The sequence below is a fragment of the Echinicola marina genome (assembly GCF_020463795.1).
Taxonomy (GTDB): domain Bacteria; phylum Bacteroidota; class Bacteroidia; order Cytophagales; family Cyclobacteriaceae; genus Echinicola; species Echinicola marina.
Window position 1 is genome coordinate 4,316,075 of record NZ_CP080025.1, and the last position, 26,453, is coordinate 4,342,527.

General features: G+C 39.4%; 21 protein-coding genes and 1 riboswitch. Of the genes, 15 read left to right on the forward strand and 6 right to left on the reverse strand.

Annotated elements, in window-relative coordinates; genetic code table 11:
- The first annotated feature begins 1 nt into the window (after position 1).
- Complete coding sequence (locus tag KZP23_RS17450) at positions 2–250, forward strand: (2Fe-2S) ferredoxin domain-containing protein (RefSeq protein WP_226333067.1); 249 nt, start codon at positions 2–4, stop codon at positions 248–250.
- Positions 251–316: 66 nt separating this feature from the next.
- Here KZP23_RS17450 and KZP23_RS17455 read toward each other — a convergent pair whose 3' ends face one another.
- Positions 317–637: a YbjQ family protein gene (locus tag KZP23_RS17455; RefSeq protein ID WP_186757728.1), complete on the reverse strand. Its 321-nt coding sequence runs from the start codon at positions 635–637 to the stop codon at positions 317–319.
- 249 nt (positions 638–886) lie between these two features.
- Here KZP23_RS17455 and KZP23_RS17460 point away from each other — a divergent pair, with 249 nt between their 5' ends.
- The 7 genes from KZP23_RS17460 (at position 887) to KZP23_RS17490 (ending at position 12,647) form a co-directional block, all read left to right on the forward strand.
- On the forward strand, positions 887–2,200 hold the full coding sequence (locus KZP23_RS17460; RefSeq protein WP_226333068.1) for a hypothetical protein: 1,314 nt from the start codon (positions 887–889) through the stop codon (positions 2,198–2,200).
- A gap of 95 nt (positions 2,201–2,295) precedes the next feature.
- Positions 2,296–2,399: riboswitch (SAM riboswitch) on the forward strand.
- Positions 2,400–2,463: 64 nt separating this feature from the next.
- The gene (locus KZP23_RS17465; protein ID WP_226333069.1) at positions 2,464–3,495 is read left to right on the forward strand and encodes a homocysteine S-methyltransferase family protein; all 1,032 of its coding nucleotides are present in this window, start codon (positions 2,464–2,466) and stop codon (positions 3,493–3,495) included.
- 14 nt (positions 3,496–3,509) lie between these two features.
- The gene (gene metH / locus KZP23_RS17470) at positions 3,510–6,215 is read left to right on the forward strand and encodes a methionine synthase (RefSeq protein WP_226333070.1); all 2,706 of its coding nucleotides are present in this window, start codon (positions 3,510–3,512) and stop codon (positions 6,213–6,215) included.
- Between the two features lie 83 nt (positions 6,216–6,298).
- Positions 6,299–7,252 (forward strand): methylenetetrahydrofolate reductase [NAD(P)H], encoded by a 954-nt coding sequence (gene metF, locus KZP23_RS17475; RefSeq protein ID WP_226333071.1) that lies wholly within the window; start codon positions 6,299–6,301, stop codon positions 7,250–7,252.
- Positions 7,253–7,493: 241 nt separating this feature from the next.
- Complete coding sequence (locus tag KZP23_RS17480; protein ID WP_226333072.1) at positions 7,494–10,118, forward strand: glycoside hydrolase family 95 protein; 2,625 nt, start codon at positions 7,494–7,496, stop codon at positions 10,116–10,118.
- Between the two features lie 199 nt (positions 10,119–10,317).
- The gene (locus KZP23_RS17485; protein WP_226333073.1) at positions 10,318–11,307 is read left to right on the forward strand and encodes a formylglycine-generating enzyme family protein; all 990 of its coding nucleotides are present in this window, start codon (positions 10,318–10,320) and stop codon (positions 11,305–11,307) included.
- A 20-nt stretch (positions 11,308–11,327) separates the two neighbouring features.
- Entirely contained in the window at positions 11,328–12,647 is a 1,320-nt protein-coding gene (locus tag KZP23_RS17490; RefSeq protein ID WP_226333074.1) for a Gfo/Idh/MocA family protein, read from the forward strand.
- Between the two features lie 122 nt (positions 12,648–12,769).
- On the opposite strand, the gene KZP23_RS17495 is transcribed toward KZP23_RS17490, so the two are convergent.
- The 3 genes from KZP23_RS17495 to KZP23_RS17505 form a co-directional block, all read right to left on the reverse strand.
- The gene (locus KZP23_RS17495; RefSeq protein ID WP_226333075.1) at positions 12,770–14,119 is read right to left on the reverse strand and encodes a Gfo/Idh/MocA family protein; all 1,350 of its coding nucleotides are present in this window, start codon (positions 14,117–14,119) and stop codon (positions 12,770–12,772) included.
- A gap of 142 nt (positions 14,120–14,261) precedes the next feature.
- Positions 14,262–15,647, reverse strand: coding sequence for a 3-keto-disaccharide hydrolase (locus KZP23_RS17500; RefSeq protein ID WP_226336545.1), 1,386 nt, complete (start codon positions 15,645–15,647; stop codon positions 14,262–14,264).
- 179 nt (positions 15,648–15,826) lie between these two features.
- Positions 15,827–17,473, reverse strand: a complete 1,647-nt coding sequence (locus KZP23_RS17505) for a UxaA family hydrolase (protein ID WP_226333076.1) — start codon at positions 17,471–17,473, stop codon at positions 15,827–15,829.
- Positions 17,474–17,609: 136 nt separating this feature from the next.
- Between KZP23_RS17505 and KZP23_RS17510 the strand changes: the two genes are divergently transcribed.
- The 6 genes from KZP23_RS17510 (at position 17,610) to KZP23_RS17535 (ending at position 23,417) form a co-directional block, all read left to right on the forward strand.
- On the forward strand, positions 17,610–18,605 hold the full coding sequence (locus KZP23_RS17510) for a sugar kinase (protein ID WP_226333077.1): 996 nt from the start codon (positions 17,610–17,612) through the stop codon (positions 18,603–18,605).
- Positions 18,606–18,614: 9 nt separating this feature from the next.
- Positions 18,615–19,271: a bifunctional 4-hydroxy-2-oxoglutarate aldolase/2-dehydro-3-deoxy-phosphogluconate aldolase gene (locus tag KZP23_RS17515; RefSeq protein WP_226333078.1), complete on the forward strand. Its 657-nt coding sequence runs from the start codon at positions 18,615–18,617 to the stop codon at positions 19,269–19,271.
- 16 nt (positions 19,272–19,287) lie between these two features.
- Entirely contained in the window at positions 19,288–20,292 is a 1,005-nt protein-coding gene (locus KZP23_RS17520) for a TRAP transporter substrate-binding protein (protein WP_226333079.1), read from the forward strand.
- On the forward strand, positions 20,285–20,779 hold the full coding sequence (locus tag KZP23_RS17525; RefSeq protein ID WP_226333080.1) for a TRAP transporter small permease: 495 nt from the start codon (positions 20,285–20,287) through the stop codon (positions 20,777–20,779). The genes KZP23_RS17520 and KZP23_RS17525 overlap by 8 nt, the downstream gene beginning before the upstream one ends.
- A 2-nt stretch (positions 20,780–20,781) precedes the next feature.
- Positions 20,782–22,077 (forward strand): TRAP transporter large permease, encoded by a 1,296-nt coding sequence (locus KZP23_RS17530; protein ID WP_226333081.1) that lies wholly within the window; start codon positions 20,782–20,784, stop codon positions 22,075–22,077.
- A gap of 200 nt (positions 22,078–22,277) precedes the next feature.
- Positions 22,278–23,417 carry a BamA/TamA family outer membrane protein gene (locus tag KZP23_RS17535; RefSeq protein ID WP_226333082.1) on the forward strand — a complete coding sequence of 380 codons (1,140 nt, stop codon included), beginning with the start codon at positions 22,278–22,280 and terminating at the stop codon, positions 23,415–23,417.
- Positions 23,418–23,550: 133 nt separating this feature from the next.
- Here KZP23_RS17535 and KZP23_RS17540 read toward each other — a convergent pair whose 3' ends face one another.
- Together KZP23_RS17540 and KZP23_RS17545 are read right to left on the reverse strand one after the other, a co-directional pair.
- A complete protein-coding gene (locus KZP23_RS17540) occupies positions 23,551–24,501 on the reverse strand; it encodes an NmrA/HSCARG family protein (protein ID WP_226333083.1) in 951 nt (316 codons plus the stop codon).
- A 201-nt stretch (positions 24,502–24,702) separates the two neighbouring features.
- Positions 24,703–25,458, reverse strand: coding sequence for a glycerophosphodiester phosphodiesterase (locus KZP23_RS17545; RefSeq protein ID WP_226333084.1), 756 nt, complete (start codon positions 25,456–25,458; stop codon positions 24,703–24,705).
- A gap of 513 nt (positions 25,459–25,971) precedes the next feature.
- Between KZP23_RS17545 and KZP23_RS17550 the strand changes: the two genes are divergently transcribed.
- Entirely contained in the window at positions 25,972–26,343 is a 372-nt protein-coding gene (locus KZP23_RS17550; RefSeq protein ID WP_226333085.1) for a response regulator, read from the forward strand.
- Positions 26,344–26,453: the final 110 nt, after the last annotated feature.

Here is a 26,453-nt window from a genome sequence, read left to right on the forward strand (position 1 = left end):
TATGGCCCTTTTCCGAAAATTCATATTTGTATGTACAGGAACCGACTGTAAAAAAAACGGTTGTAAGAGCCTATTGAAAGATATAAAGGACTTGACCAAACTGGATGATCATAAGGGTAAGTATAAGATTGTCAAAACAAAATGCATGGATTTTTGTAAATCCGGACCAATAAGTGTTGTAAGCAACGAGGTGATAAAAAAATCCACCAAGGAAAAATTGAAGGCAGTATTGGAAAATAAAAATCATTGATACCAATCATCTAAAAAGTGCTGCTGTACATGTTTGTATATAAGATATGTACAGCAGCACTATGATTTATTTGGGCTCAGTAATCACGGCTGTTCCGCTGGCCGTAACCATTAACATGCCATCTCTAATTGTTTCATAATCCAGATCCACACCAACGACGGCATTTGCTCCATAAGCCATAGCTTGCATTTCCATTTCCCTTAATGAGGTAGTTTTTGCTTCTTTCAGTACCTTTTCATAAGCTCCGGACCTTCCTCCGACAATATCAGTAATACCCGCAAAAAAGTCCCTAAAAATATTTGCCCCAATAATGGTCTCTCCTGAAACTATTCCACAATATTTTTTGATTTCATGTCCTTCAATATGTGGTGTTGTAGTAGTAATCATTGTTTTTCTTTTAATTGATTCAAAATTATTACTTTCTCTAGGCTAAATATAAATTGAAATAATGAGAATTGATCCATCATTTTACATTTCCTCAAGGCACTTTTTTTGCTTATTTGCTCAGAAATATACTTGGCGATCATTATAGGATATTTAGGGACCTGATAGTAATTCACGTTTCACGGGGATTTTGGAGGTCAAAATGGCCATATCCTTAATTAAAGTTTTAATTTTGAGTTGAAATATCTATACATGAAAAGATCTTTAGTTTCGATAATACTTTTATTGCTGTGGGGAAACAGCCTTTTAGCCCAACAGCGCAATTTGTACCAAAGGACCAGTGCCAATTTTTTCTATGGTATATCAGGAGCACCTCTTTTGGATTTTAATAAGTTATTGGAAGATAGGGGAGACTCGAAAATCTCAAGTAGTTACCGAAGTTTTGGTCTCGGCTATCAGACGAGGTTTAACGATTTTATTATTGGCACAGAGATCTATCAAAATAATGGATTAAATACGCAATATGGAGATTATATAATTGATTATCGGACCAGTAGGGTATTTCTAAATGTAGGATATGCCTTTACTGAAGAGGGAAAAGTACAACTCATTCATTTCATGTCCATAGGCATGGGGTATATGAACTTCCAAATGCTCAAGGACCAAGCCCCAGAATCAATGGATGCTTTTTTATCAGCCCCTGCCCAAGGTTTTATATTGCGAAGAAACGATGTTAACAAAGGGGCTGAGAATTTCGGGAGTTTTCTGACTGAAATTGGTTTTGAACTTGGTTATGACCTTGATTTGTTGTCGGCTGAAGAAGTAATAAGTCTTTCGGCCAAGTTTGGATATTCTTTCAATCCATTTGAAGAATCATGGAAAATTAAAGGGATGAACTTTGACAATATACAAAGTGGTCCCTTCCTTAGAATAGGGGCTGGCATTACTTTGCCCGAATCCAACTATTTCTACCGGGATGCTACTTTGGCCCTAAACCTATTTTATGGATTTCATTTTACCAAGCCCAAATCTCTCAATAACTACCTGGTCAATAATGGGTATCAAAAGTTGGATGGTTGGCCTACCAATATCGGTGTGAAAATTGTCGGAGAAAACAGGGGCTTTATGTATGGTGTGGACCTTTATAATGCCAATCAAAGCGGTGATGCCAATGCATCCTACCATCAAAGTTTGAGTAGTACAAGGGTGTATGGCAACTTAGGACACAAACTTTTGGATTTGAACAACTGGGAACTCGGGATGATGGGGGGATTGGGCTACGCTTCTTTGAGGTATTCATTATTGCATAAATACAAATTGGATTTCCCTAGCTTGATAGACCTTCCTGAATATGATGGGGAATTGAAAAAAGGAGGGTTAATGGCAAAACCTGAAGTCTTTTTGTCCTATGCTTCCAGCCTTTCCAAAAAATCACAATTGGCACTTAAGTACTCAATCACAGCTGGCTACGAAATCCCCTTGGCAAATTATAAGTTGGCAGATGTGAACATGTCCAGTTATATGGCCGGGCCTTTTCTACAATTCGGCTTGGGAATAAGACCCTAAGTCCAATAAACCGATTTTTTCTGTTGTCAAATAGAAATCTAAATAAAATATCTTCTTTGCAATTTTTTTCCATCTTTTCCTGTTAACTTTGGGATTGCTTATCGAGAAAGACCGAGGGAAGGGCCCAGTGACGTCTTAGCAACCTGAACAATACCAAGGTGCTAACTCCCATCCTGAGTAAGACAGGAAAAGATGAGCGGCAGATAAATGCTTCATTTTTCTTCCGGTTCTTGCTCGATATAAGCTTTAGAATAACAATGAGCATGAATACTAGAACGGATATATTACTTCAGCAGCTTAAAAAGAAAATTTTGATCCTTGATGGTGCCATGGGGACCATGATACAGCGGTATCAATTGGAAGAGGATGATTTTAGAACTGCAGCACTAAAAAGTCACCCAAAATCATTAAAAGGCAATAATGATCTACTTTCCCTCAGTCGACCTGATGTGATCAAGCAGATCCATGAAGCCTATTTGGATGCCGGTGCTGATATATTAGAGACCAATACTTTCAGCAGTACTTCTATTGCACAGGAAGATTATGACCTTTCTCATTTAGCTTACGAATTAAATGTAGCTTCAGCAAAAATAGCAAAAGAGGTCGCATTGGCCTATTCAGAAAAAACTCTCGATCAACCAAGATTCGTCGCTGGTGCCATTGGACCTACCAATAGAACAGCTTCAATTTCCCCAGATGTAAATGATCCCGGTTTCAGGGCGGTAAACTTTGATCAGTTGGCAGAAGCATATGCAGAGCAGATCAGGGGGCTCATTGATGGAGGTGTGGATATACTTTTGGTGGAAACCATATTTGATACCTTGAATGCCAAAGCAGCCGTATATGCTATTCAGGAAGTCTATGAAGAAAAAGGCATTCCATTAGATCCTGATGAAGGGGGCATACCGATCATGATCTCAGGTACCATTACAGATGCCTCAGGAAGGACCTTGTCTGGGCAAACTACAGAGGCTTTTTTAATTTCATTGTCACATGTACCTTTGATCAGTATTGGGCTGAACTGTGCCCTAGGAGCAAAAGAACTAAGACCATATCTTAAGGTTTTGGCTGATAAGGCACCTTTTTATGTCAGTGCCTATCCTAATGCAGGATTACCCAATGAATTTGGACAATACGACCAAACAGCACACGAGATGGCGGACCAAGTGGAAGAATTCCTAAAAGACGACCTGATCAATATTTTGGGTGGTTGTTGCGGTACTACGCCCGAACATATTAGGGTGATTGCCGAAGTCAGTAAAAAATATGAACCCAGAAAACTAGCGTTTGCATAAGAAGAAGAGTGGGAATGGACAATAATAAAAAACATGATCTTTTGAAGCTTTCAGGGCTAGAGCCTTTGGTTTTTACCCCTGAATTGAATTTCGTCAATATTGGTGAAAGGACGAATGTTACAGGATCTAAAAAGTTTGCCAGATTAATTCTTAATGGACAGTTTGACGAGGCTTTGGAAGTGGCCTTGGATCAGGTACGTGGCGGTGCTCAGGTACTTGATGTCTGTATGGACGAGGGGATGCTTGATGGTGAAGCGGCCATGGTAAAATACCTTAATCTTTTGGCTTCTGAGCCTGAAATCAGCAGGATTCCAATAGTTATTGACAGTTCAAAATGGAATATTATCCTTGCAGGGCTTAAGTGTATCCAAGGTAAGGGTATCGTCAATTCCATTAGTTTGAAAAATGGTGAGGAAGAATTTGTCAGCCAGGCCAAGGTCATCAAGAAATTTGGAGCGGCTGTAGTGGTAATGGCTTTTGATGAGGATGGCCAAGCTGATACCTACCAAAGAAGAATCGATATCTGTAAGCGGAGTTATGATATCCTTGTAAAAAAGGTCAAGTTTAACCCTCAGGATATCATCTTTGATCCAAATATATTCCCTGTAGCCACAGGGATGGAAGAACATAAAACCAATGCCATAGACTTTTTCAAAGCCACCCAGTGGATCAAGGAAAATCTGCCTGGGGCTAAAGTAAGTGGTGGTGTAAGTAATGTGAGCTTTTCATTCAGGGGAAATAATCCTGTAAGAGAAGCTATGCATGCCGTATTTCTTTACCATGCTATCCAACATGGAATGGATATGGGAATTGTCAATCCAAGCATGCTGGAAATATATGATGATATTCCAAAGGATCTTCTGGAACATGTGGAAGATGTCATTTGGAACAAGCGGGATGATGCCACGGAAAGATTGTTGGATTTTGCGGAAACGGTCAAGTCATCAGGGAAAAAAGAAGTCAAAAGTGAAGCATGGAGGGAAGATCCTGTAGCCAAGCGTATGGAACATTCCTTGGTGAAAGGTATCATTGATTTTATAGAACAAGATGCTGAAGAGGCCAGACAGGAGCTTAATAGTCCACTAAAAGTCATTGAAGGGCCTTTGATGGATGGTATGAATGTCGTGGGGGATCTCTTTGGTTCAGGTAAAATGTTTTTGCCACAGGTGGTGAAGTCTGCCCGTGTAATGAAAAAGGCAGTAGCTTATTTGGAACCCTTTATGCCTAAGGCAGGTGATGCAGATTTCGACGAGGGAAGCAGTTCTATCAAAAAGGTCTTACTAGCTACCGTAAAGGGTGATGTCCATGATATAGGAAAAAACATAGTGGGCGTAGTGCTCGCCTGTAATAGCTACCAAATCATAGATTTGGGAGTAATGGTAGATGCCCAAAAAATCATCGATGAAGCTATTAAAAACAAGGTGGATATCATTGGCTTAAGCGGATTAATTACCCCTTCATTGGATGAAATGGTCAATGTGGCTTCTGAAATGGAACGCCAAGGATTGAAGATTCCATTGCTGATCGGTGGAGCAACCACCAGTAGAATCCATACAGCTGTAAAAATCGATCCGGTATATAGTGGCACTGTGGTGCATGTGATGGATGCTTCTAAATCTGTTCCAGTAGCCGGTGAAGTAATCAGTGAAGAAACTAAAGCAGCTTTTCACCAAAAAATGAAAGCTACTTATCAGGAATTGAGGGAATCTCACCAAGCCAAACAAGAAGCCAAACAATTGGCTACCTATGAAGAGGCAAAAGCCAACCATACAGTTATTGATTGGCAAGGTTTCAATCCCGTAGCACCTGCTAAGCTAGGAAGAACGGTGATTGACCTTGACCTTAAGACCTTAAGAAAGTATATAGACTGGACACCATTTTTCAGTACTTGGATGTTGGCCGGGAAATTCCCGAAAATCCTTAAAGATAAGGTAGTAGGGGAGCAGGCGTTGAAATTATATAATGAAGCCAATGATATGCTGGACAGGATCATTAATGAATCTTGGTTGGATGCCAAGGCGGTTATAGGTTTATATCCAGTCAGAAGATCAGGTGATGATATTACCATTCTGGATGAGCACCATCAGGATACAGCCACCACCTTTCATTTTCTTAGACAACAAGGCAAAAAAGGTAAGGGGGTTCCGAATCGGTCTTTAGCAGATTACCTTCACCCGGATCAAGTGGATTATTTTGGTGGATTTGCCGTTACCGCCGGATTAAGGATGGATGAAAAGGTAGAGGAATTCAAGGCCAAAACGGATGATTATAACGAAATTATGTTAAAAGCCCTTGCCGACAGGCTTGCTGAGGCTGCTGCGGAATACATGCATGAAGAGGTGCGAAAAAATTACTGGGGATATGCCAAGTCGGAACAATTTGACAATGAGTCATTGATCAAAGAAGCATATGCCGGAATCAGACCTGCTCCAGGATATCCTGCATGCCCTGAACATTCAGAAAAAATCACCCTATTTGAGCTTTTGGAGGCAGGGGAAATTGGAGTTGCATTAACGGATAGCTTTGCCATGTTGCCTACCTCATCCGTAAGTGGATTTTATTTTGGCCATCCAGAGAGTAAATATTTTGGATTGGGAAAAATCGCCGAGGACCAAGTCGTAAGCTATGCCCATAGAAAAGGAATATCTAAGGAAAAGGCAGAAAAACTACTTGCGCCTAATTTGGCCTACAATCCAAAACTGAATCCAGTAATGCAATAAAGATTAGCTTTGACCAGTGGACCTGTTGGATATTTTAACTGATGATAAATATCCAATAGGTCTTATGACAACCATATAGAATAATGAAAGTAACCGAACACATTAAGCAAGCGAAGAAAACCCTTTTTTCATTTGAAATATTACCTCCTCTAAAAGGACAAAGCCTCAACGAAATGCTCGATGGGATTTCGCCTCTAATGGACTTTAACCCACCTTTTATAGATGTAACGTACCACAGGGAAGAATTCATTTATAAAAAGCATCCTAACGGACTTTTGGAAAAGGTAAGTACCCGAAAGAGACCCGGGACTGTAGGAATATGTGCAGCCCTGATGAATAGGTTCAAAGTAGATGCAGTACCCCATATCCTTTGCGGTGGATTTTCCAAAGAAGATACTGAAAATGCCCTTATTGATCTGAATTTTATTGGAGTAGAAAACATCCTTGCTTTGAGAGGGGATGCCCCGAAGTCCGAAGGTAGATTTGTTCCGGATGAAAATGGACATAATTATACCAATGAGCTGGTAAGCCAGATAGTCGGTATGAATAATGGAAAATACTTACATGAAGAGACTGAGACCGGTTTTCAAACGGATTTTTGTGTGGGAGTAGCAGGTTATCCAGAAAAACATTTTGAAGCACCAAGCTTTAAATTTGATCTTAAATACCTTAAAGCAAAAGTGGATGCAGGAGCTGAATATATTGTCACGCAAATGTTTTTCGATAACGAAAAGTATTTTGACTTTGTGAAGGAAGTGAGGGCTGCTGGTATTGATGTGCCTATCATTCCTGGATTGAAACCGATTACTACATTAAGGCAAATTACCATGCTGCCAAGTATTTTCTTCCTAGATCTTCCAGACCCATTAATGAATGAACTGGAAAAATGTAAAACCAATGCAGATGTTAAGCAAGTTGGTATTGAATGGGCCATTCAGCAAAGCAAAGAGCTGATTGAATTTGGTGTTCCTTGTTTACATTATTATACCATGAGTAAAGCTAGTACAGTGTATAAGGTAGCGAGTGAGGTGTTTTAAGCAGTATTGATCATGATAAAAAAGGCCACTTTACCCAATGGGTGAAGTGGCCTTTTCTTTTTCGAACCATGAAAAGATAATATTAGTTTTGGATAATAATCAATTGTAATTATCCATGCATAGAGTGTAGTTTTATTTTTTAGAATCGATGCTTTATGCCCAAGGGAATAATCTTTCAAATCTCTGGGGTAAGATAAAGTTGAGATTTTATTTATTGCATATTTATGAATCCAATTGTCCAATGAAACTATTTACCAAGTTCTTTTTTTTTCAGGGCCTCTTTTGCCTGATCAACCTCTATGGCTTTGCCCAAGATAAATCACAAATTCAAATAAATGATCAAGATTTAACCGTTTGGTATAATCAACCTGCAAAAGAATGGACGGAGGCCATCCCTATTGGAAATGGCTATATGGGGGCTATGGTCTTTGGTGGTGTAGAGCAGGAACGTATTCAATTGAATGAAGGAACTTTGTATTCTGGAGATCCTGATTTTACCTTTAAGAGCATCAATGTGCGTAAGCGCTACCCTGAAGTTATGGCTTTATTGGAGTCTGGGGAATATGGAGAGGCGCAGGATATTATCAAAAAAGATTGGTTGGGAAGGGCACAGCAGTGCTTTCAGCCTATGGGAGATGTTTGGATAGATTTTGATCATAAAAGAGAAATAAAGAACTACAAGAGAAGCTTGGATTTGGCCCAGTCTATTGTCAAAGTAAGCTACCTAGAGGGAGGTGTAAACTATACAAGGGAGTATTTTGCCAGCTATCCAGATCATTTGATTGCCGTAAAGCTATCTGCGGATAAACAAGCAGCCATTACATGTGAACTAAAACTCTCTACTCCACATAAGCCCACAGAAAAAGTATTCAATGATGAAAATCAATTGGTCCTGCAGGGCAAGGCTCCTGGTATTGCCCTGAGAAGGTCCCTTCAAACGGTGCAGCATATTGGAGACCAACACAAATATCCGGAGATTTTTGACATGAATGGCAATGTCAAGCCCGGAGCTAGTCAAGTCATGTATGATGAAGATGTATTTGGCTTAGGAATGGCCTTTGATACACGCATAGAGACAAAGATAAATGGAGGAAAGATCCTTTCAGAAAATGGCAGTATAAAAGTAATAGGAGCTGATGAAGTGGTTTTCTTAATATCCGCTGCTACCAGCTATAATGGCTTTGATAAATCTCCCGTGCGGGAAGGGATAGATGAGGAAGCTAAATCCAAAGGCTTTTTAAAGGCTGTAGAGAACAAAAGTTATGCCTCACTTTTGGAAACGCATACCAATGATTATCAGCAGTTATTTGATCGGGTAAAAATCAAACTGGATAAGCAAACTAAGCAATCCATGCTTCCTACAGATCAGCGATTACTCCAGTTTTCCAATGGCAAAGACCAATCTTTGGTAGGTTTGTATTTCCAATTTGGCCGATATTTGATGATTTCAGGTTCCAGACCTGGAGGTCAACCCCTCAACCTGCAAGGTATATGGAACGATAAGGTCATCCCACCCTGGGCCAGTGCCTACACCATGAATATCAATTTGGAGATGAACTATTGGCCTGCCGAGATGACCAATTTATCTGAATGCCAAGAACCACTCTTTACAGCAATTGACGAATTGGCGATCAATGGTCAGGAAACGGCCAAACAGATGTTCGGTAACCAAGGATGGTTGGGAAATCACAATATGACGGTGTGGAGACATGCTGAGCCTGTTGATATGTGTGAATGTTCATTTTGGCCTATGGTAGCTGGATGGTTAATGAGCCACAAATGGGAGCATTACCTTTATAGTGCTGATAGAACATTTTTGAAAACTGAAATCTTTCCATTATTGGAAGGGGCCGTATTGTTCTACAAAGATTGGTTAGTCCCTAATAAAGAAGGCTATCTGGTCACACCAGTGGGACATAGCCCCGAAAACAAATTTATCTTCAGGGGTAAGGAAATCTCTACCCAAAGCCCTGGACCTACGATGGATATGGCGATTATTCGGGAGTCATTTAGCCGGTATTTGGAAGCTTGTAGCTTACTAGATTTGGAATCAGAACTAAGTGAAGAAATCAATGCCAAATTGGAAAAGCTGCTACCTTACCAAATTGGTCAATATGGACAACTACAGGAATGGCAATTTGATTTTGAGGAACAAGACCCAAAGCATAGACATATTTCCCATCTATATGGTTTTCATCCGGGAAATCAAATTAACTGGACAGACACGCCGGAATTAGCTGCAGCCGTAAAAAAATCCATGGAAAGGAGGGGTGATCAGGCGACGGGCTGGTCCATGGGATGGAAGGTCAATATTTGGGCCAGACTATATGAGGGAGATAAATCTCTTCAGTTATTGACTAACCTATTGAGTTTAGTTAAAGATGGAGAAAAAGGTGCTAGCAGGAGTGGAACTTATACCAACCTATTTGATGCACATCCACCTTTCCAAATTGACGGTAATTTTGGTGCCACAGCTGGTATTGCAGAAATGCTTTTACAAAGCCATGATGGAGCCATTCATTTATTACCTGCCTTGCCTAAACCGTGGAAATCCGGTAAAATAACTGGACTGAAGGCCAGGGGGGGCTTTGAGGTAGACCTGGAATGGTCTGGGAATCAGTTAAAAAATGGCTGTATTACAGCCCATTCAGGAGGAGTATTACCTATCAGAAGCAAAACTCCTTTACATTTTAATGAAACGCTTAAGTTCATTGAAAGACAAAGTAATCCATTGCTGGAGCCTATACACCCTGGCGATCCGCTTAATCATTTCAATGGTGATCTGGCAAATCAGAATAAAAATGATTTTTATGAATATTATATACAGACAGTTTCAGGTCAGAAGATAAGATTCAATGGAAAATAATAGAAAAAACTAGAATGTTATTTTTAATGCGAGGTTTCCTGTCCGTGGTTAGAACGTTTTAATAATATGGACGGGAAACCTTCAAAACACTCCCAAATATCCTCACACTCAATTTCCTTTATTATTTATATGAATGGGTAACTGATATTATAAATAGTTATTATATTGTGAGCCAAATATTATTAAAAGTACAAGCTATATGTTGATTAATAAATTCATTTTGGCAGCAATATTGGCCGGTAGCGTTTTACCAAGTCAGGATAAAGCCAAGATTAATTCTGTTGATTTTAAGGCCTATCAACAAGAAATACCCAATACCCAATTAGCCTTTGGTCTCACACCGATACCTGCAGGAACATATGTCATGGGGAGTCCGAGCTCGGAGAAGGGCAGGGAAGCCGATGAAGGTCCTCAAAGAAATGTTAAAATTGATGCTTTTTGGATGGGCACGCATGAAGTCACTTGGGATGTTTTTGAATTGTTTCTAAACAAAAATTATGAGGCTTCAGTAAGTGAAAAAGCACTTAGTCCTGAAGTAGATGGTTTGACCCGACCCTCAACACCTTATTTGGACATGACTTTTGGCATGGGGAAGGAAGAAATGCCCGCCATTGGAATGACACAGTATGGAGCCATTCAGTTCTGCAAATGGTTATATACTAAAACAGGAGTTTTTTATAGACTACCTACAGAAGCAGAATGGGAATATGCTGCCAAGGCTGGCACTGAAACGGCTTTTTTCTTTGGAGATGACAGCAGTAAATTAGGAGATTACGCTTGGTATGCCGAAAATTCGGAAGAAAGCACTCATAAAATCGGCCAGAAAAAAGCTAATCCATGGGGATTGTATGATATTTATGGCAATGTAATGGAGTGGACTGGGGATGCTTATGTACCTAATTATCCTGAATCAAAAGGAGCTGTGGCCAATCCTCAAGAAACAACCGAAGAATTATACCCGAGGGCAATACGAGGAGGTAGCTATATCAGTGAAGCAGTAGAACTGAGAAGCAGTAACCGCTTTGCCTCTACTCCAGAATGGAAACAAATTGATCCTCAAATTCCCAAAAGTCAATGGTGGTTTCCTGAAGCGCCATTTTTGGGTATCAGGGTGGTTAGGCCATTGGAAACTCCTTCAAAAGAAGAAATCATGGCATATTATAACCAAGCACCAATTGATGACTATTAATAATTAAACCTAAAAATACGATGAACCTTAAAGAGAAAAACGACAGACGGGATTTTTTGAAAACCACAGCATTAATTACCGGTGGTGCAATGATCAGTCCTTTTAGCCTTCCAGGAGCTTATGCTGCTGGAACAGATGAAATAAAAATAGCCTTAATTGGCTGCGGAGGACGAGGAACGGGGGCAGCCTTCCAGGCTTTTGGCACAGACCAAAATATTAAATTGGTGGCTATGGCCGATGCTTTTAGAGATCGACTGGACGATAGCTATAATGCCTTGTCAAAAAAAATAGGACCAGAGAAAGTACAGGTACCTGAAGATAAAAAGTTTGTGGGCTTTGATGCCTATAAAAAGGCCATTAAGGAGGCGGATGTAGTATTACTGGCCACACCTCCTGGTTTTAGGCCAATACACTTTGAAGAAGCTATCAAGCAAGGCAAACATGTATTTATGGAGAAACCAGTGGCAGTTGATGCCAATGGTATTCGCAGAGTAATAGCCGCAGCAGAAAAGGCCAAAGCGCAAAAACTGAATGTGGTAGTAGGTCTTCAGAGAAGATACCAGGACAATTATATAGAAACAATCAAAAGAATTCAAGACGGTGCTATTGGAGATGTGGTAGGTGGCCATGTATATTGGAATGGTGGCGGTGTATGGACCCGTGCCAGACAAGCAGGCCAAACTGAAATGGAGTACCAAATGAGAAACTGGTATTATTTCAACTGGTTATGCGGCGACCATATCACAGAACAGCATGTTCATAATTTGGATATTGCTAACTGGGTAAAAGGAGGCTATCCTGTAAAAGCAGAAGGAACTGGTGGAAGAATGGTGCGTACGGGATTGGATACCGGTGAGATTTTTGATCACCATACCATTCGATTGACCTATGCTGATGGTACAATTATCAACAGTGAATGCCGTCATTTCCCTGGGGCAGATAATAAGGTAGATGAATCCTTTATTGGGACCAAGGGCCGTGCCTATATGAATGCGGGTAATGTAGGTAAAATTTGGGGATTAGATGGTAGCGAACTTTATGACCATGATGGCAAAGGAAATATCAACCCCTACCAACAGGAACATAATAAGCTATTTGCTGCTATTGTAAATGGTGAATACAAATACGAAGATGCTACTAGGTCCGCTATGAGTACCATGACAGCTATCTTAGGTAGAAATGCGACTTATTCAGGTAAGGAAATTACTTGGGATGAGGCCTTTAATTCAGAAATTGACCTTATGCCTGATACTTATGCTTGGGATGCCATGCCAAAAGTACTTCCAAATGCAGATGGCTTATATCCACATGCAGTACCTGGTAAAACCAAGGTGGTTTAATTAACCTTAATGATGTAAAAGGCCATAAAACTTAAAGTTCTATGGCCTTTTTTATTCACTTCATTTGTAGACAAAAAAAGCAGAGAACGTTAATTCCCTACTTTTACTATATGGTTGCTTTATTAAATGGTTGGTTCGTAACCTTTTTCATATTCCCTGGACCAAAGCTTTTTAGCCTCTTTGCTATTGGTAATATGGCCGTTTTTAGGATCACATTCCAAAACCTCTCCAGTTCTGGATGCTATATTGGCCAAATGGCAAAGTAAAGTACTTTTAGCTCCTTCATCAATAGGGGAGTTCTGTTTCTCTTTACCTCTAATCGCCTCAAAGAAATTATATACGTGGGTAGTGGATACATCACCGCCGCCACCTAGAGCAGTAGCTGATTCTGATCCTTTACCGTAATTTTCCCTTACCAATTTACCACCGCGATCATATTGTTTGTAGCCACTTCTGTCAATAAATGCAGAGCCTTCAGTACCATATATAATGGTGCCTCTACCACCTCCATAAGTTTGCATTCCATTTCGGCTTTTTCCGTCCCATTGGATGGTCTTGTTGTCTTCAAACTTAAATACTGCATCCATCGTGTCATACATGGTCCAACCATCATCTTCCCAATGGTACTTTCCTGAGTCTACCATGACCCTGTTGGGGAAATCCACTCCCAATGCCCATCTGGCGATATCCAATTCATGGGTTGCATTGTTACCGGTCTCTGCAGTACCAAAGTCCCAACCATACCAATGCCAATTATAATCCCATGTGTCATGCATATATTCCTTTCTTGGTGACGGTCCTTGGAATAAATCCCAATCCAAACCTTCAGGAACAGCTGCTTTACTTGGATTGGGTACACGTCCCCTCGAATTGGAGTAGAATGCAGTAGCCTTAAATACTTTTCCTAAAGCCCCCTCATGAATAGCCTTGATAATTTCATTGCTGGGTAAAGAAGAGCGTTGTTGGTTCCCCATTTGGATCACTTTATTGTATTTCTTTTGGTATTCAACCAAAAGCTCTCCTTCTCTTGGGTTATGGCTACAAGGCTTCTCTACATAAACATGCTTCCCTGCTTCTACTGCCATCCAAGTACCTGGAGCATGCCAATGATCAGGGGTAGCGTTGATGATAGCATCCACCTCAGAATCCTCTATTACCTTGAAAATACTGTTTTCCAATTTTGGGCTATAGCCCAGTAGATCGGTAAATTTTTTGCCGGCCTTCTCTCTTTGTGATTTCATTACATCACATAGATAAACAAGGTTTACATTGGATTGAGGCAATTTTATCGGATCATAATAAGCACCAAGTCTTCTTCCCAATCCACATACAGCTATATTGAGGCGTTCATTGGCTCCGATGATATTTGCATAGCTTTTGGCAGAAAAACCTAAGGCTCCTAAACTGGATATTCCTGCAGTTGCCAAAGCGGATTTTTTAATGAACTCTCGTCTGTTATTTTTATTCTTCATAATTAAACGGAATATAAATTCTTCTATTTGGGGTTTACTATTAATTGACCTTTAAAGTACAAATGACCCCAAATGCCAATTATTTTGGACTCGGAGTCATTTATGTTTTGGCGCTATAAGGACATTTATTTTCTAAATACGATTATTTGAGCTCTTTGATCTTGATGGATTTAAAACTAACCCTGTTTCCATGGTCCTGCAACAGGATATGTCCTTCAGGAGCTTCACCAAAGTTTTCCCAATTCTTGTATTTACTACCTGCTACCAGGTTTCGGTATTCTTCAGATCCTCTTACATATTCCACTACTTTAACACCATTTAGATAGTGCTCTACTTTATTATCCGGATAAACGACCACTCTACCTTGGTTCCACTCACCAATTGGCTTGATAAATCTGCTTTGCTTATCCGCTTTGATCAAATCATAAAGGGAAGCTAGGGTACGGTTACCGTCTTTTCCTTTCTTGGCGTCAGGATGCTTTTCATCATCCAATATTTGGTATTCCAAACCAATGGCTGAACCGGTATTCCCTTCACTAAGGGTAACAAAATATTTAACACCGCTATTGGCACCTTCACTTAGCTTAAACTGGAAGGAAAGGTCAAAAGCACTGAATTCTTCTTCAGTAACGATATCACCATATGTTTCAGATTCACTACCATCTGATTCTTTAATGGTCAAAACACCATTTTCTACTATCCAGCCATTTGATGGGAATTCTTCTTTATAAGCCGCTTTCCAGCCATCTGCATTCTGGCCGTTGAACAAAAGTTTCCAACCATCCTCTTTTTCATAGTCTGTCAATGTATTATCAACAGTACTTACTACATAATGTCCAGCAGGAAAAGGCTTAGGATCCAAACTTTCAGTTTTTACCTTAATATTCTTAAAGTAGGTTTTTCTACCTGCATGGTCAGGGTTATTGCCAATACTGTGTACCTGCAGACCAATGAAACCTTTGCTATCCATGTCATCTACTACATAGGCCACTGGAACTCCATTCACCCAAGTTTTGATTTCATTTCCTATGGCCTCAATTCTATAATGGTTATATTCTCCCAATTTAAATGCCTTTCTGGCTGGTTCATTTAAGGTCAATGGATACAACCATCCTCTTCTTGCTTCATCATAAAGTCCACCAGACCAAGCTCTTTCTTTTGGGTCGGCCTCGATTTGGTAACCATAGACGCGGTTTTTTTCGGCATCATACTGCCCCCTGGTCATTACACCAGAATTACTTGTCTCATCTTCAATCTTCAAATCCAATTCAAGGATATAATCTGAATATAATTCTTCAGTGCTAAGGAAAGTGTTGGGTGTATTTACTTTGGAAATCCCCACGATTTCTCCATCTACTATCTGAAAGTCAGCCTCACCACCGAGGGCTTTCCAGCCATCCAGTGATTCGCCATCAAATAATATGGTCCAGCCATCTTCTTGGACACTTGATTCGGTCTTTTGGGAGCAGGAAAAGGAAATTAATCCACCGAGGATTAACGCTGCAGTAAAAGAAAATTTCTTAAACATCATTTTTATATTTGATTAAATTATTCAAGTCTAAAAATGACAATTAAATCATAGCTTGTCAAATAAAGGATTCAGTTTAATTACGAAATCGATTCCGAGAATATCAGGAAATAACCAAAAGAAAAGGCGCTGAAAAGCGCCTTCTTAATCTATTTTCTCCGTTAAAACTGTTTGACAACTCAAAGAGATACCCCTCTTTTCCACGGAATAAAATCATCTTGGTTAAGTTCCATCGCCTTGGCCTTTTTATTTCCAGAGGCAACCTCAATAATCTGCTCCAAAATTTCTTCTCCCATTTCCTCAATGGTTTTGTCACCCGAAATCACTTCACCGGTATTGATATCTATGATATCAGACATCTTTTCCGCCAGGTTGTGGTTTGAGGAAACTTTTAGTACAGGAGTAACAGGGTTTCCCGTTGGAGTGCCAAGTCCTGTTGTGAACAAAATAATATTTGCTCCAGAACCGGCCATAGCCGTAGTGCTTTCCACATCATTGCCTGGGGTACATAGCAAATTCAATCCTGGTTTGACCACATATTCCGCATAATCCAAAACATCTACAATAGGCGAGGTCCCACCTTTTTTAGCCGCACCAGCCGATTTCATAGCGTCCGTAATCAATCCATCTTTAATGTTTCCAGGACTTGGGTTCATATCAAAACCAGATCCCACTGCTTCAGCAGATGCCGCATAGGCTCTCATCAAATGAACAAATTTTTCTGCCGACTCATCAGTAGTACATCGATTGATAAGTTCTTGTTCCACTCCACACAGTTCAGGAAACTCTGACAATATGGTTTTGCCTCCTAGTGCGACAATCAAATCAGAAGCATGTCCCACTGATGGATTAGCTGAAATACCAGAAAAACCATCAGAACCACCGCATTCCAAACCTATAGTCAATTTACTGAGAGGAGCTGGTGTTCTGGAAATTTGATCTGCCTCTGTCAGGGCCAAGAAAGTTTGCTGAATAGCATTGGTCAACAAGGTGCTTTCTGTTCCTTCTTTCTGTTGCTCAAATAGTAAGACTGGTTTTTTGAGCTCAGGATTGATTTTATTTAATTTATCTTTCAAGATACTTGGCTGGGCATTTTGACAGCCAAGGCTCAGTATAGTAGCGCCGGCCACATTTGGGTTGTTGATATACCCAGCAATCAGGGCACAAAGCATATCAGAATCCTGTCGGATGCCCCCACATCCTCCCTGATGGGTCAGGAATTTAATGCCATCAATATTTTTAAATAGCTTATTGTCTTGATCGCGTTCTACCGTTTCTACATTAAGTTGGGAAATCTTTTCTTTATCGCCTTGAGCATAGAGTTCGCGCATCTGTTTAACAAAAGCCTTGTATTTATTAGGTTTGGCAAAACCCAGTTCCTCAACAAATGCGTCTTTCATGATTTCTATGTTCCTGTTTTCGCAGAAAACCAATGGAATCACTAACCAATAATTGGCTGTGCCCACCTGACCGTCTCCACGCTGATACCCCATGAAATTGAGCTTATTCCATTTGCTTATATCAGGAGCAATCCAAGCTTTACTTTGTCTCTTACCTGTAAATTCCTCAGTTTTATGGGCTACATTTTGAGTTGTAAGTACTTCACCTTTCATGATAGGATGCATGGCCTTACCACAAATGATCCCATACATGAAGATATTATCATCAATGCTTAGTGATTCTTCGGCAAATTTATGCTTGGCCTTGACATCATGACTTAGTGTGATAGGTTTTCCTTCAAAGTGAACTTGGTCGCCTTTTTTAAGGTCTGTAAGGGCGACCAAGACATTGTCCTTAGGATGGATCTTTAATATTTTATGTTTCATATATGATATTTTTACTATATTGCGCAATCGATTGCGCAATTTATGGAATAAAAAAATTAATCAGAATAAATTCAGCGGTTTTTTTCAAAACAAATTTATTTTGACTTTAATTCGGGAAATAAAATAGAAGTTATCAATGGAAAAACGGGTGATCACCCTGGGGGAAATCATGATGAGACTATCCACTCCGGGTCACGAAAGATTTGTTAATTCAAACACATTCAATACAGTATATGGTGGGGCAGAGGCCAACGTGGCGGTATCCTTAGCCTACTGGGGACTATCAGCAGCGCATGTGACAGCCTTTCCAAATCACGATCTTGGCAAAGCCGCCACACAGTATTTGAGATTTGCAGGGGTGGATACTTCATATGTGTATTTTGATGAAGGAAGGATGGGGTTGTACTTTGTAGAGAATGGAGCCATGCAGCGCTCTTCAAAAATCATTTATGACCGTTTTGACTCAGTTTTTGCGAATTTTGATCCAAAAAAAATCAATTGGGAAGAAATATTCCAAGGAGCTGATTGGTTTCATTGGACTGGCATAACTCCAGCTATTTCAGCATCTGCAGCTCAGATATGCCTAGAAGGAGTAATAGCAGCCCGTCAACAGGGCGTGAAAATAAGTGGAGACATCAACTATAGAAGAAATCTATGGCAGTATGGAAAAGGCCCATTGGACATTATGCCCGCATTGATAGATAAAACAGACCTGATCATTGCCGGACTGACTGACTTTGAAAATTGTATGGATATTCATGAAAAGGATTTTGTGACCGCTTGTCAAAAAGCTCAGGCAAAATCACCTTCCATCAAGTATGTTTCTACTACTTACAGGGATTCAATCAGTGCTTCTCATAATAAACTTTCCGGTGTACTATGGAATGGAAAAGAACTCCTTACATCAACAGAATATGACATGACACATATAGTGGATAGAGTAGGGGGAGGAGATGCTTATATGGCCGGACTGATCTATGGTTTACTAGCGTCTTCTGACCTGGAAGCCCTGGAATTTGCCACGGCAGCATCTGTCCTCAAACATTCCATTCCTGGTGATGCAAATTTTGTTTCAGTTGATGAGGTCAAGCAGTTGGTTAAAGGAGAAAATGTTGGAAAATTGTTAAGATAAATATCAAATATGAAGTTTAGTAAAAGTGATATTATTTCGGCTATGGAAGGAACAGGTATGATCCCTGTTTTCAATCATAGCGATATTGAGGTAGCCAAAGGAGTCATGGAAGCATCCTATCGAGCGGGTGTCAGGGTGTTTGAATTTACCAATAGAGGAGCCAATTCCCTTGAGGTCTTCAAGGCCTTAAAAGAACATGCAGACCAATTCGAAGGATTAGTTTTAGGCATTGGAACCATATTTAGTCCCACTGAAGTAGAAGAATTTTTAGATGCGGGGGCGGATTTTATTGTATCTCCCGCCTTGATTCCTTCTGTGGCAGTGGTCTGCAATAAACAAGATGTGCTATGGATCCCGGGTTGCGGAACAGTTACAGAAATTTTCAACGCTAAAGAAATGGGCGCCCAAGTATTCAAAGCCTTCCCGGGCAATGTCCTAGGTCCTGCTTTTGTTTCAGCGGTAAAAGCGGTTTTACCTGAAATAAAGATTATGCCCACAGGCGGTGTAGAGCCTACAGAAGATAATTTGGGAAAATGGTTTAAAGCGGGCGTGAGCTGTGTAGGAATGGGCTCACAATTATTCAAAAAAGAGTGGATTCAGGAAAAGAAATATGCTGCCTTGGAAGAACAGATTGGCCATGCACTTTCAATCATAAAATCCCTTTAATCCTAAAAAAGAAATAATGAGATTTTTAAGACCCAAGAAAACAATAACCTACATTAACCTACTGGTTTTTATTGTTCTATCTATAGCAAGTTCATGTAAAGGTCCAGGGGGTAAAACAGTTATAAAACTAGGCCATGGTTTGGACACCAACCACCCTGTGCATGATGCGATGATCTTTATGGCCAAGAGAGTAGAGGAAAAGTCAAATGGGCAAATGAAAGTCCATGTCTATCCAAATGCCCAACTTGGAAGTGAACGTGAACTAGTTGAACTCCTGCAGATAGGGAGTTTGGGCATGACCAAAGTTTCCTCTGCCGTTATGGAAAGTTTTGCTCCTAAAATTCAGGTATTAAGCCAACCTTATTTGTTTCGGGACAATGACCATAAAGAAAGGGTGCTGAATGGAGAAATTGGAAAAATGTTACTCAATGAAGGTACCCAGTTTTGGCTAAAGGGGCTTTGCTTTTATGATGCAGGCTCAAGGAGTTTCTACACCAAGGACAAGCCTGTGGAAAGCCCTGAAGATCTGGTGGGCAAGAAGATCAGGGTTATGGAAAGTAATACTGCCATTAATATGGTCAATAGTTTGGGAGGTTCTCCCACACCTGTTTCATGGGGTGAACTTTATACGGCTCTGCAACAAGGAATTGTGGATGGAGCTGAGAATAACCCGCCAAGTGTGGTAAGTTCCAGACATTATGAAATATGCAAATTTTATTCTATCAATGAACATACTGCTGTACCTGATATGTTGATCGTCAGCACTAAGGTATGGGAACGACTGACAGAGCAAGAACAGCAATGGTTACAGGAAGCGGCAGATGAATCCGCCACCTATCAGTACAAAATCTGGGCTGAATCTGTAGAGGAATCCATGAAATTATTAGAAAAAGAAGGGGTGAAAATCAGCTATCCTGATAAAGAACCATTCAGAAAAGCGGTGGAGCCCTTGTATCAAACCATCAAAAAGGAGCAGCCTGAAATGTATGAAATCATTGAAAAAATCAGAAACCATGAATAAACACAGCAGTTCTATTAAGAATGAAATTAACCATAGGGTAGGCTATGTGCTGATGATCATTATGAGCTTAATGGTAATCAATGTGACCTGGCAGGTACTATCCAGATATATTCTGATGTCTCCAAGCTCATTTACCGATGAACTGTCCAGATTTTTATTGATTTGGTTAGGGATGTTGGGATCAGCTTACGTGGCTGGACATAATGAACATTTGGCCATAGATATTTTGCCTACTAAACTAACAGGTAAAGCGAAAAACAAGTTGTTAATATTTATCCATATCATCATTTTGGCTTTTGCTATACCAGTGATGATCTTTGGTGGAAGTAATTTGGTTTATATCACCTATATGCTTGGACAGAAATCCAGTACACTACAGATTCCTTTAGCCTATGTGTATACCATTATCCCTCTAAGTGGCCTATTGATCAGCATTTACCAAATAGCAGACATTAAACTTTTGACCCAACATAAACCAGCGTCATAACCATGGAATACATAACCATAATCGTTTTAGTTTTAAGTTTTATTACCCTAATGGGGCTTGGAGTTCCTGTCGCCTGGAGTTTGGGTTTCAGTAGTTTGTTGACCTTGATGATCACTGTCGCAGCAGTGCCTTCAATGACCACCATTGCACAGAGAATGGGTGCTGGTTTAAATAGTTTTTCCTTACTGGCCATTCCCTTTTTCATACTGGCCGGAGAAATTATGAATAAGGGAGGGATAGCCAACCGATTGATAAACCTTGCCAAGGCCATCACGGGAAGACTTCCTGGTGGTTTATTATATGTCAATGTCATTGCTGCCATGCTTTTTGGTGCTATTGCTGGTTCAGCGGTGGCTGCAGCCTCTGCGCTAGGAGGCATATTAGGAAAAAGAATGGATGAAGAAGGTTATCCTAAGGAATTGGGAGTTGCTGTGAATGTGACTTCTTCCACAACTGGCTTGATCATTCCTCCTTCTAATATCCTTATCGTTTATTCATTGGCTAGTGGTGGTGTTTCCATTGGTGCATTGTTTGTTGCAGGTTATATCCCGGGCTTATTTGTGGGACTTTTATTGATGCTAACAGCGGCCTTCTTTATTAGAAAACATAATTTGCCACAGGGGGAAACAACTAGTATTAGTGAATTCGGAAAGGTTTTCCTTAAAGCAGCCCCTAGTTTGACCTTACTGGTCATAGTAATAGGAGGTATAGTTATAGGTATCTTTACCGCTACTGAGGCTTCAGCTATTGCAGTATTATATACTTTGGGACTTTCCTTTATTTATGGCGAATTAAAGTTAAAAGATTTACCCGCCATCTTACTTAAATCCTCATCTACGACTGCTGTAGTAGCTTTGCTAATCGCTACTTCTATGAGCATGTCCTGGGTGATGTCCAGTGAGGATATCCCTCAATCGCTCAGTCAAATCCTACTTTCATTAAGCGATAATAAATATATCATTTTAATTATCATCAATTTGACTTTACTATTTGTTGGTGTATTTATGGACATGACACCTGCTGTATTGATCTTTACGCCTATTTTTCTGCCTGTGGTAAGTGAATTGGGTATAGACCCTGTTCATTTTGGAATCATTATGGTCCTTAACCTCTGTATCGGACTTTGTACGCCACCAGTGGGCTCTGTCCTCTTCATTGGAGTAGGCGTAGCCAAAACCTCCATAGCGAAGGTCGTCCGCCCATTGCTTCCATTCTTCGTGGCAATGATCATAGGATTGATTATTATTACATTATTCCCGCAAATGACTTTATGGTTACCAAGTCTATTTGGACTATAGCGTAGATCAAGGCCTCATTATCCAAAGCAGCCCTGCAAAGGGCTGCTTTTTTGTTTTTTTCTTATTACAAACTGCTAGGTAATATATTGGATTTTATAAGTTTGAATGCTAATGCTTTACAGATAATATTAGATAGGGTAAAACTTCTTTGGATATAATGCAGTTAAAACCTTTTAAGCCATAAATATTTTCCTTATTCGATGAAAAAACAACTTTTACTGCTCCCACTGATTTTGTTCTGTTGCATTGTACAATCCAATGCCCAGGATCAAGGCTTTATCAAAAGATATATTAATAAAATCATTAATGACACCAGCGATGCGGCAGAACCCCAATTCCTATTATATCCTACATTGGCTTATTCTCCAGAAACGAGTTGGGAGATTGGTTTTAGTTCCTTATATGTTTATTATGCCAATAAAGACACGAGCAATAGGCTAAGTGAAATCAATGGCTTCACATTTGTCACTTTGGAAGGTCAATATGGTTTATGGTTTGACCATGCCAATTATTCGGATAAGGAAGACTGGTTCTTTTTGGGTAGACTTCGCTATCAGCAATTTCCTTTGTACTACTATGGTTTGGGGCCAAGTACCAGTAATGATTATCTGGCATTAGTAGATTCAAAACAGGTTTTGATTAAAGAAAGGGTATTGAGAAAATTAAAGAAGGATTTTTATTTGGGAATGGAACTAGATTTCAATCATTTTGGATCAGTAAGCTTTGAACCCAACCACCCCGAAGCTAATTTTGATTTGCCCTTGGGAAGTGAAGGTTCTACTAATATAGGCTTGGGATTGGGCCTAGTTTATGACAACAGGCATAATGTGCTTAATGTAAGAAAAGGACTTTTTTCTGAATTGGCCTATATCCAATATGCCCCTTTTTGGAAGGGGCAATATGAATTTGCTACCATTATTTCTGATAATAGAATTTACCGTCCAGTGGGTAAAAATAATGTATTGGCAGCCCAACTATTTGGCCAATTCAATACTGGTGAGGTGCCATTTAATATGACCAGTGCCCTCGGAGGAGAGAGTCAAATGAGGGGCTATTACTATGGCCGCTATAGAGACAATAATTATATCTCAAATCAGGTTGAATTCAGATTATTACCTATTCCGCTAGGTTTCAGTAAGAGGTTTGGAGCGGCAGCCTTCGCCGGTGCAGGTACTGTATTTCCTGATTTCAATAATTTATACTTGCATAAGATTGTCTGGTCGGCAGGGGCAGGTTTACGCTTTTTGTTGTTCCCAAAAAAGGATATCTACACTCGCTTGGATTACGCTTTTGGCAAGGATACCAGTGGATTTTATATTTATATTGGCGAAGCTTTCTAAGTAAAATACTGCTAATAAATTTTAATGTGATGATTTATCATCAATATTCAGATAATGATTAATGCGTCGAAATGGAATAGGGTCAAGGGAACAAAAGGTCAAATTTCCATGGAAATTTGACCTTTTGTTCCTTTTAATCCATAGGGACTTTATGACCATATTGTTTTAGCCAGCTATCAAAGTCTTTGAGTTCAGGGTTGAGCTCCCTGGAAAGGTCCACATTTCTGTGACGATTACAAACCTCTTCAAAATCCCTATAAAACTGAAACATATTTCCCAAATCATCGGCCCCAGGAAAATCAAAACTTCTGAAGGTATCCGGATTTACATTATTGTAGATTACTTCTTTTCCTAGGTGCTTGGAGAAAGCTGCCGCCATTTCAGTTCCACTTAGTTTTTCTCCAGCAAGTCCTACCGTTTTCCCGACCATGCTTTTCCCCTTTTTAAAAATGCCATAAGCACATTTTCCAATATCTTCAGCTGCGATCCCTGCCATCTTTTTATCATCCAGAGGAAATGTCAGATAATATTTGCCATCTTCACCTTTTTGGGGACCGCTTCCAAAGTAAATAAAATTGTCCCAATAAAATGAGGCCATGAGATAAGTGGTAGGAAGACTCATATCGATAAAAAGCTGATTGGCCTCACCCTTCATATCAAAATGAGGAACTTTAAATTTTCCCTGTAAAGTAGGCATTCGATTGTCCTCCAAAGGAACATATTTTCTGGTATCTTCCAAGGTAGACCAGATGATATGTTGCAATTCACATTCTTTGGCGGCCTCAGCCATATTTTTTGCATGGATATATTCTTTCTCGGGTGAAAAGTGATCCCAGAAAAAAGTGACCAGATAGGCACCATAAGCACCATTCATTGCTTCAATGATACTGGCCTTGTCATCAAGGTTTGCTACTGCCACTTCTGCACCCAAATCTCCTAATTCTTTGGCTTTATCAGAATTTTTATCTCTAGTTACCGCTCTTACCGCAAATTCACTATTTGTGTCGCTAAGAATTGCCCTTGCGAGTCCACCACCTTGAGCACCAGTAGCCCCCATAATGGTAATTATCTTTTTGTCAGACATGATATGAAAGGTTATAGTTGAATAATAAGGGAATCCTACTGATGAAATACTATGGGTGGTAGTTTAAAGAAGTAATGTCGGCTTCAATGACATGGTTTAATTTACAAATTTTAAACTTCAAATCCCTTAATTACAACTATGAATTGGATTCAAATTGTTCATTTCCAACAAAAATGCGTGAAAGGCTTCTTCAGCTATATACTATCCTATCTTTTCTTCCTTGATCAGCTTCAGCAATGCTTCAGGCTCATCAGTAGTAATGAAATCCACTTTCTGGTCCAATAGCCATTTCATGTCTTCTTCTTTGTTTACTGTCCAAGAATTTACCGTTAGACCTAAATCCTGAGCTTCTTTGATCCATTCTGGTTTGTCCTTCAGAATTTTTATATTATAATCAAATCCGAAGAAGCCTGCTTGCTTCAGTTCAGCTGGACTTTTGTCTCCGCTTAAATAAGCAACTCTTGCATTTGGATCCAATTCAATGATCTTTAGTCCTGCTTCATAGCTGAAAGTTATATAATCTATCCATTCTCCAGCATGCAAGGATTTTACTGCCTGCAAGCATTTTTCTGCAAGAAATTCGCTTCTTTCCACTCCAAGCTTGGAAGGTTTTATTTCAAAGATCAACTTAGTTTTTGTCTGCTTCATTCCAGCAGTCAAATATTCTTCTACGGTAGACAGTTTTTCACCATTGGAATGTTTGCTTGAGAGGAGATCCTGGTAATTATGTTGTTCTATTTCCATGCCTTCAAAATCCGCGTCATGATTGACCACTAAAACACTGTCCTTGGTCATCCATACATCAAATTCTGAACCTTCACAGCCCAATTCTATGGCTTTCTCCAATGAAGCTATTGAATTTTGAGGTAAATCACCTGTTTTCCAGGCCCCTCTATGGGCAATTACTTTATTATCATTAAAATTCTTTGATTCACAGGATACTAATACTATTAGCATAATTAAAAGTGGGTACAAAGTATTGTGCTTTGAAGTCATGATATACAATTGTTTAAATACATAAAGTTTCAAACAATTCTACGAAAAAAAGGGCATTTCTTAATTTATATTAACCAATAATTAAGATTATATAACACAAAATAAATAATCGTTTTTCAGCCTTATATATTACTAATTCATGGTTTGGGGAAGTTTTATGAATTGATAAAACTTTTATTTCATTTGATGTGAAAATATTGATGTTTCTTGATGCTTAAGTAAGTTGAAAAAATCACTAAGTATAATTTTTTAAATAACATCTCCAGAATTACTTTTGGTGTTAAATTAGTTGTTAGTCAATAAGAAAAGTATAACGACTGGCAAAAAATGCTCATGTCCTGATGACTGGTAATACTAGTAATTCTTAAAATTAATTTTTAGTCATTTTCATCTTACGTTTTTAGGTATCCCATACCATAATGGATTAGTAGATTACTCGAATCAGGACACGTAATCACCCTAAACATAATCAGCATGTCTAAAATTTTAATCCTTGAAAAGGACCAAAACTTTTCAAGTAATATCTGTGAGATTTTGGAATTATATAATTACCAAACCCAACAATGTTACGAAACGCATAACCTGTTAAAGCAAATCGATGATTTTGTACCTGATTTATTAATACTTTCTGTATCCTTGGACCAAAAGCAATCTGGGATTGAACTCGTAAAAAAAATATTGCCTGATAATGGGCTCCCCATCTTATTTATCAGTGATCAATACCTAAGTGAAATATTTGGGAATGAATTAAAACTGATGAATAATGCTCTAATTATCTATAAGCCCTTCAGTATTAATCAACTAATTTCAAGTGTGAAAGAAGCTACTACAAAACTAATAAATTGATATATTAGTTATAATTCACTTACAGAATGAATATTATTAAGGTTTAAGTCCCATAGATTATTTGACTTTTGCAAACCTATTGCATGGGTTTAATGGATATATTTGTTCAA

Bases quoted from the DNA above. Each gene is read 5' to 3' on its own strand.
- KZP23_RS17450 (WP_226333067.1), top strand. From the start codon at position 2: ATGGCCCTTTTCCGAAAATTCATATTTGTATGTACAGGAACCGACTGT.
- KZP23_RS17455 (WP_186757728.1), bottom strand. From the start codon at position 637: ATGATTACTACTACAACACCACATATTGAAGGACATGAAATCAAAAAA.
- KZP23_RS17460 (WP_226333068.1), top strand. From the start codon at position 887: ATGAAAAGATCTTTAGTTTCGATAATACTTTTATTGCTGTGGGGAAAC.
- KZP23_RS17465 (WP_226333069.1), top strand. From the start codon at position 2,464: ATGAATACTAGAACGGATATATTACTTCAGCAGCTTAAAAAGAAAATT.
- metH (WP_226333070.1), top strand. From the start codon at position 3,510: ATGGACAATAATAAAAAACATGATCTTTTGAAGCTTTCAGGGCTAGAG.
- metF (WP_226333071.1), top strand. From the start codon at position 6,299: ATGAAAGTAACCGAACACATTAAGCAAGCGAAGAAAACCCTTTTTTCA.
- KZP23_RS17480 (WP_226333072.1), top strand. From the start codon at position 7,494: ATGAAACTATTTACCAAGTTCTTTTTTTTTCAGGGCCTCTTTTGCCTG.
- KZP23_RS17485 (WP_226333073.1), top strand. From the start codon at position 10,318: ATGTTGATTAATAAATTCATTTTGGCAGCAATATTGGCCGGTAGCGTT.
- KZP23_RS17490 (WP_226333074.1), top strand. From the start codon at position 11,328: ATGAACCTTAAAGAGAAAAACGACAGACGGGATTTTTTGAAAACCACA.
- KZP23_RS17495 (WP_226333075.1), bottom strand. From the start codon at position 14,119: ATGAAGAATAAAAATAACAGACGAGAGTTCATTAAAAAATCCGCTTTG.
- KZP23_RS17500 (WP_226336545.1), bottom strand. From the start codon at position 15,647: ATGTTTAAGAAATTTTCTTTTACTGCAGCGTTAATCCTCGGTGGATTA.
- KZP23_RS17505 (WP_226333076.1), bottom strand. From the start codon at position 17,473: ATGAAACATAAAATATTAAAGATCCATCCTAAGGACAATGTCTTGGTC.
- KZP23_RS17510 (WP_226333077.1), top strand. From the start codon at position 17,610: ATGGAAAAACGGGTGATCACCCTGGGGGAAATCATGATGAGACTATCC.
- KZP23_RS17515 (WP_226333078.1), top strand. From the start codon at position 18,615: ATGAAGTTTAGTAAAAGTGATATTATTTCGGCTATGGAAGGAACAGGT.
- KZP23_RS17520 (WP_226333079.1), top strand. From the start codon at position 19,288: ATGAGATTTTTAAGACCCAAGAAAACAATAACCTACATTAACCTACTG.
- KZP23_RS17525 (WP_226333080.1), top strand. From the start codon at position 20,285: ATGAATAAACACAGCAGTTCTATTAAGAATGAAATTAACCATAGGGTA.
- KZP23_RS17530 (WP_226333081.1), top strand. From the start codon at position 20,782: ATGGAATACATAACCATAATCGTTTTAGTTTTAAGTTTTATTACCCTA.
- KZP23_RS17535 (WP_226333082.1), top strand. From the start codon at position 22,278: ATGAAAAAACAACTTTTACTGCTCCCACTGATTTTGTTCTGTTGCATT.
- KZP23_RS17540 (WP_226333083.1), bottom strand. From the start codon at position 24,501: ATGTCTGACAAAAAGATAATTACCATTATGGGGGCTACTGGTGCTCAA.
- KZP23_RS17545 (WP_226333084.1), bottom strand. From the start codon at position 25,458: ATGCTAATAGTATTAGTATCCTGTGAATCAAAGAATTTTAATGATAAT.
- KZP23_RS17550 (WP_226333085.1), top strand. From the start codon at position 25,972: ATGTCTAAAATTTTAATCCTTGAAAAGGACCAAAACTTTTCAAGTAAT.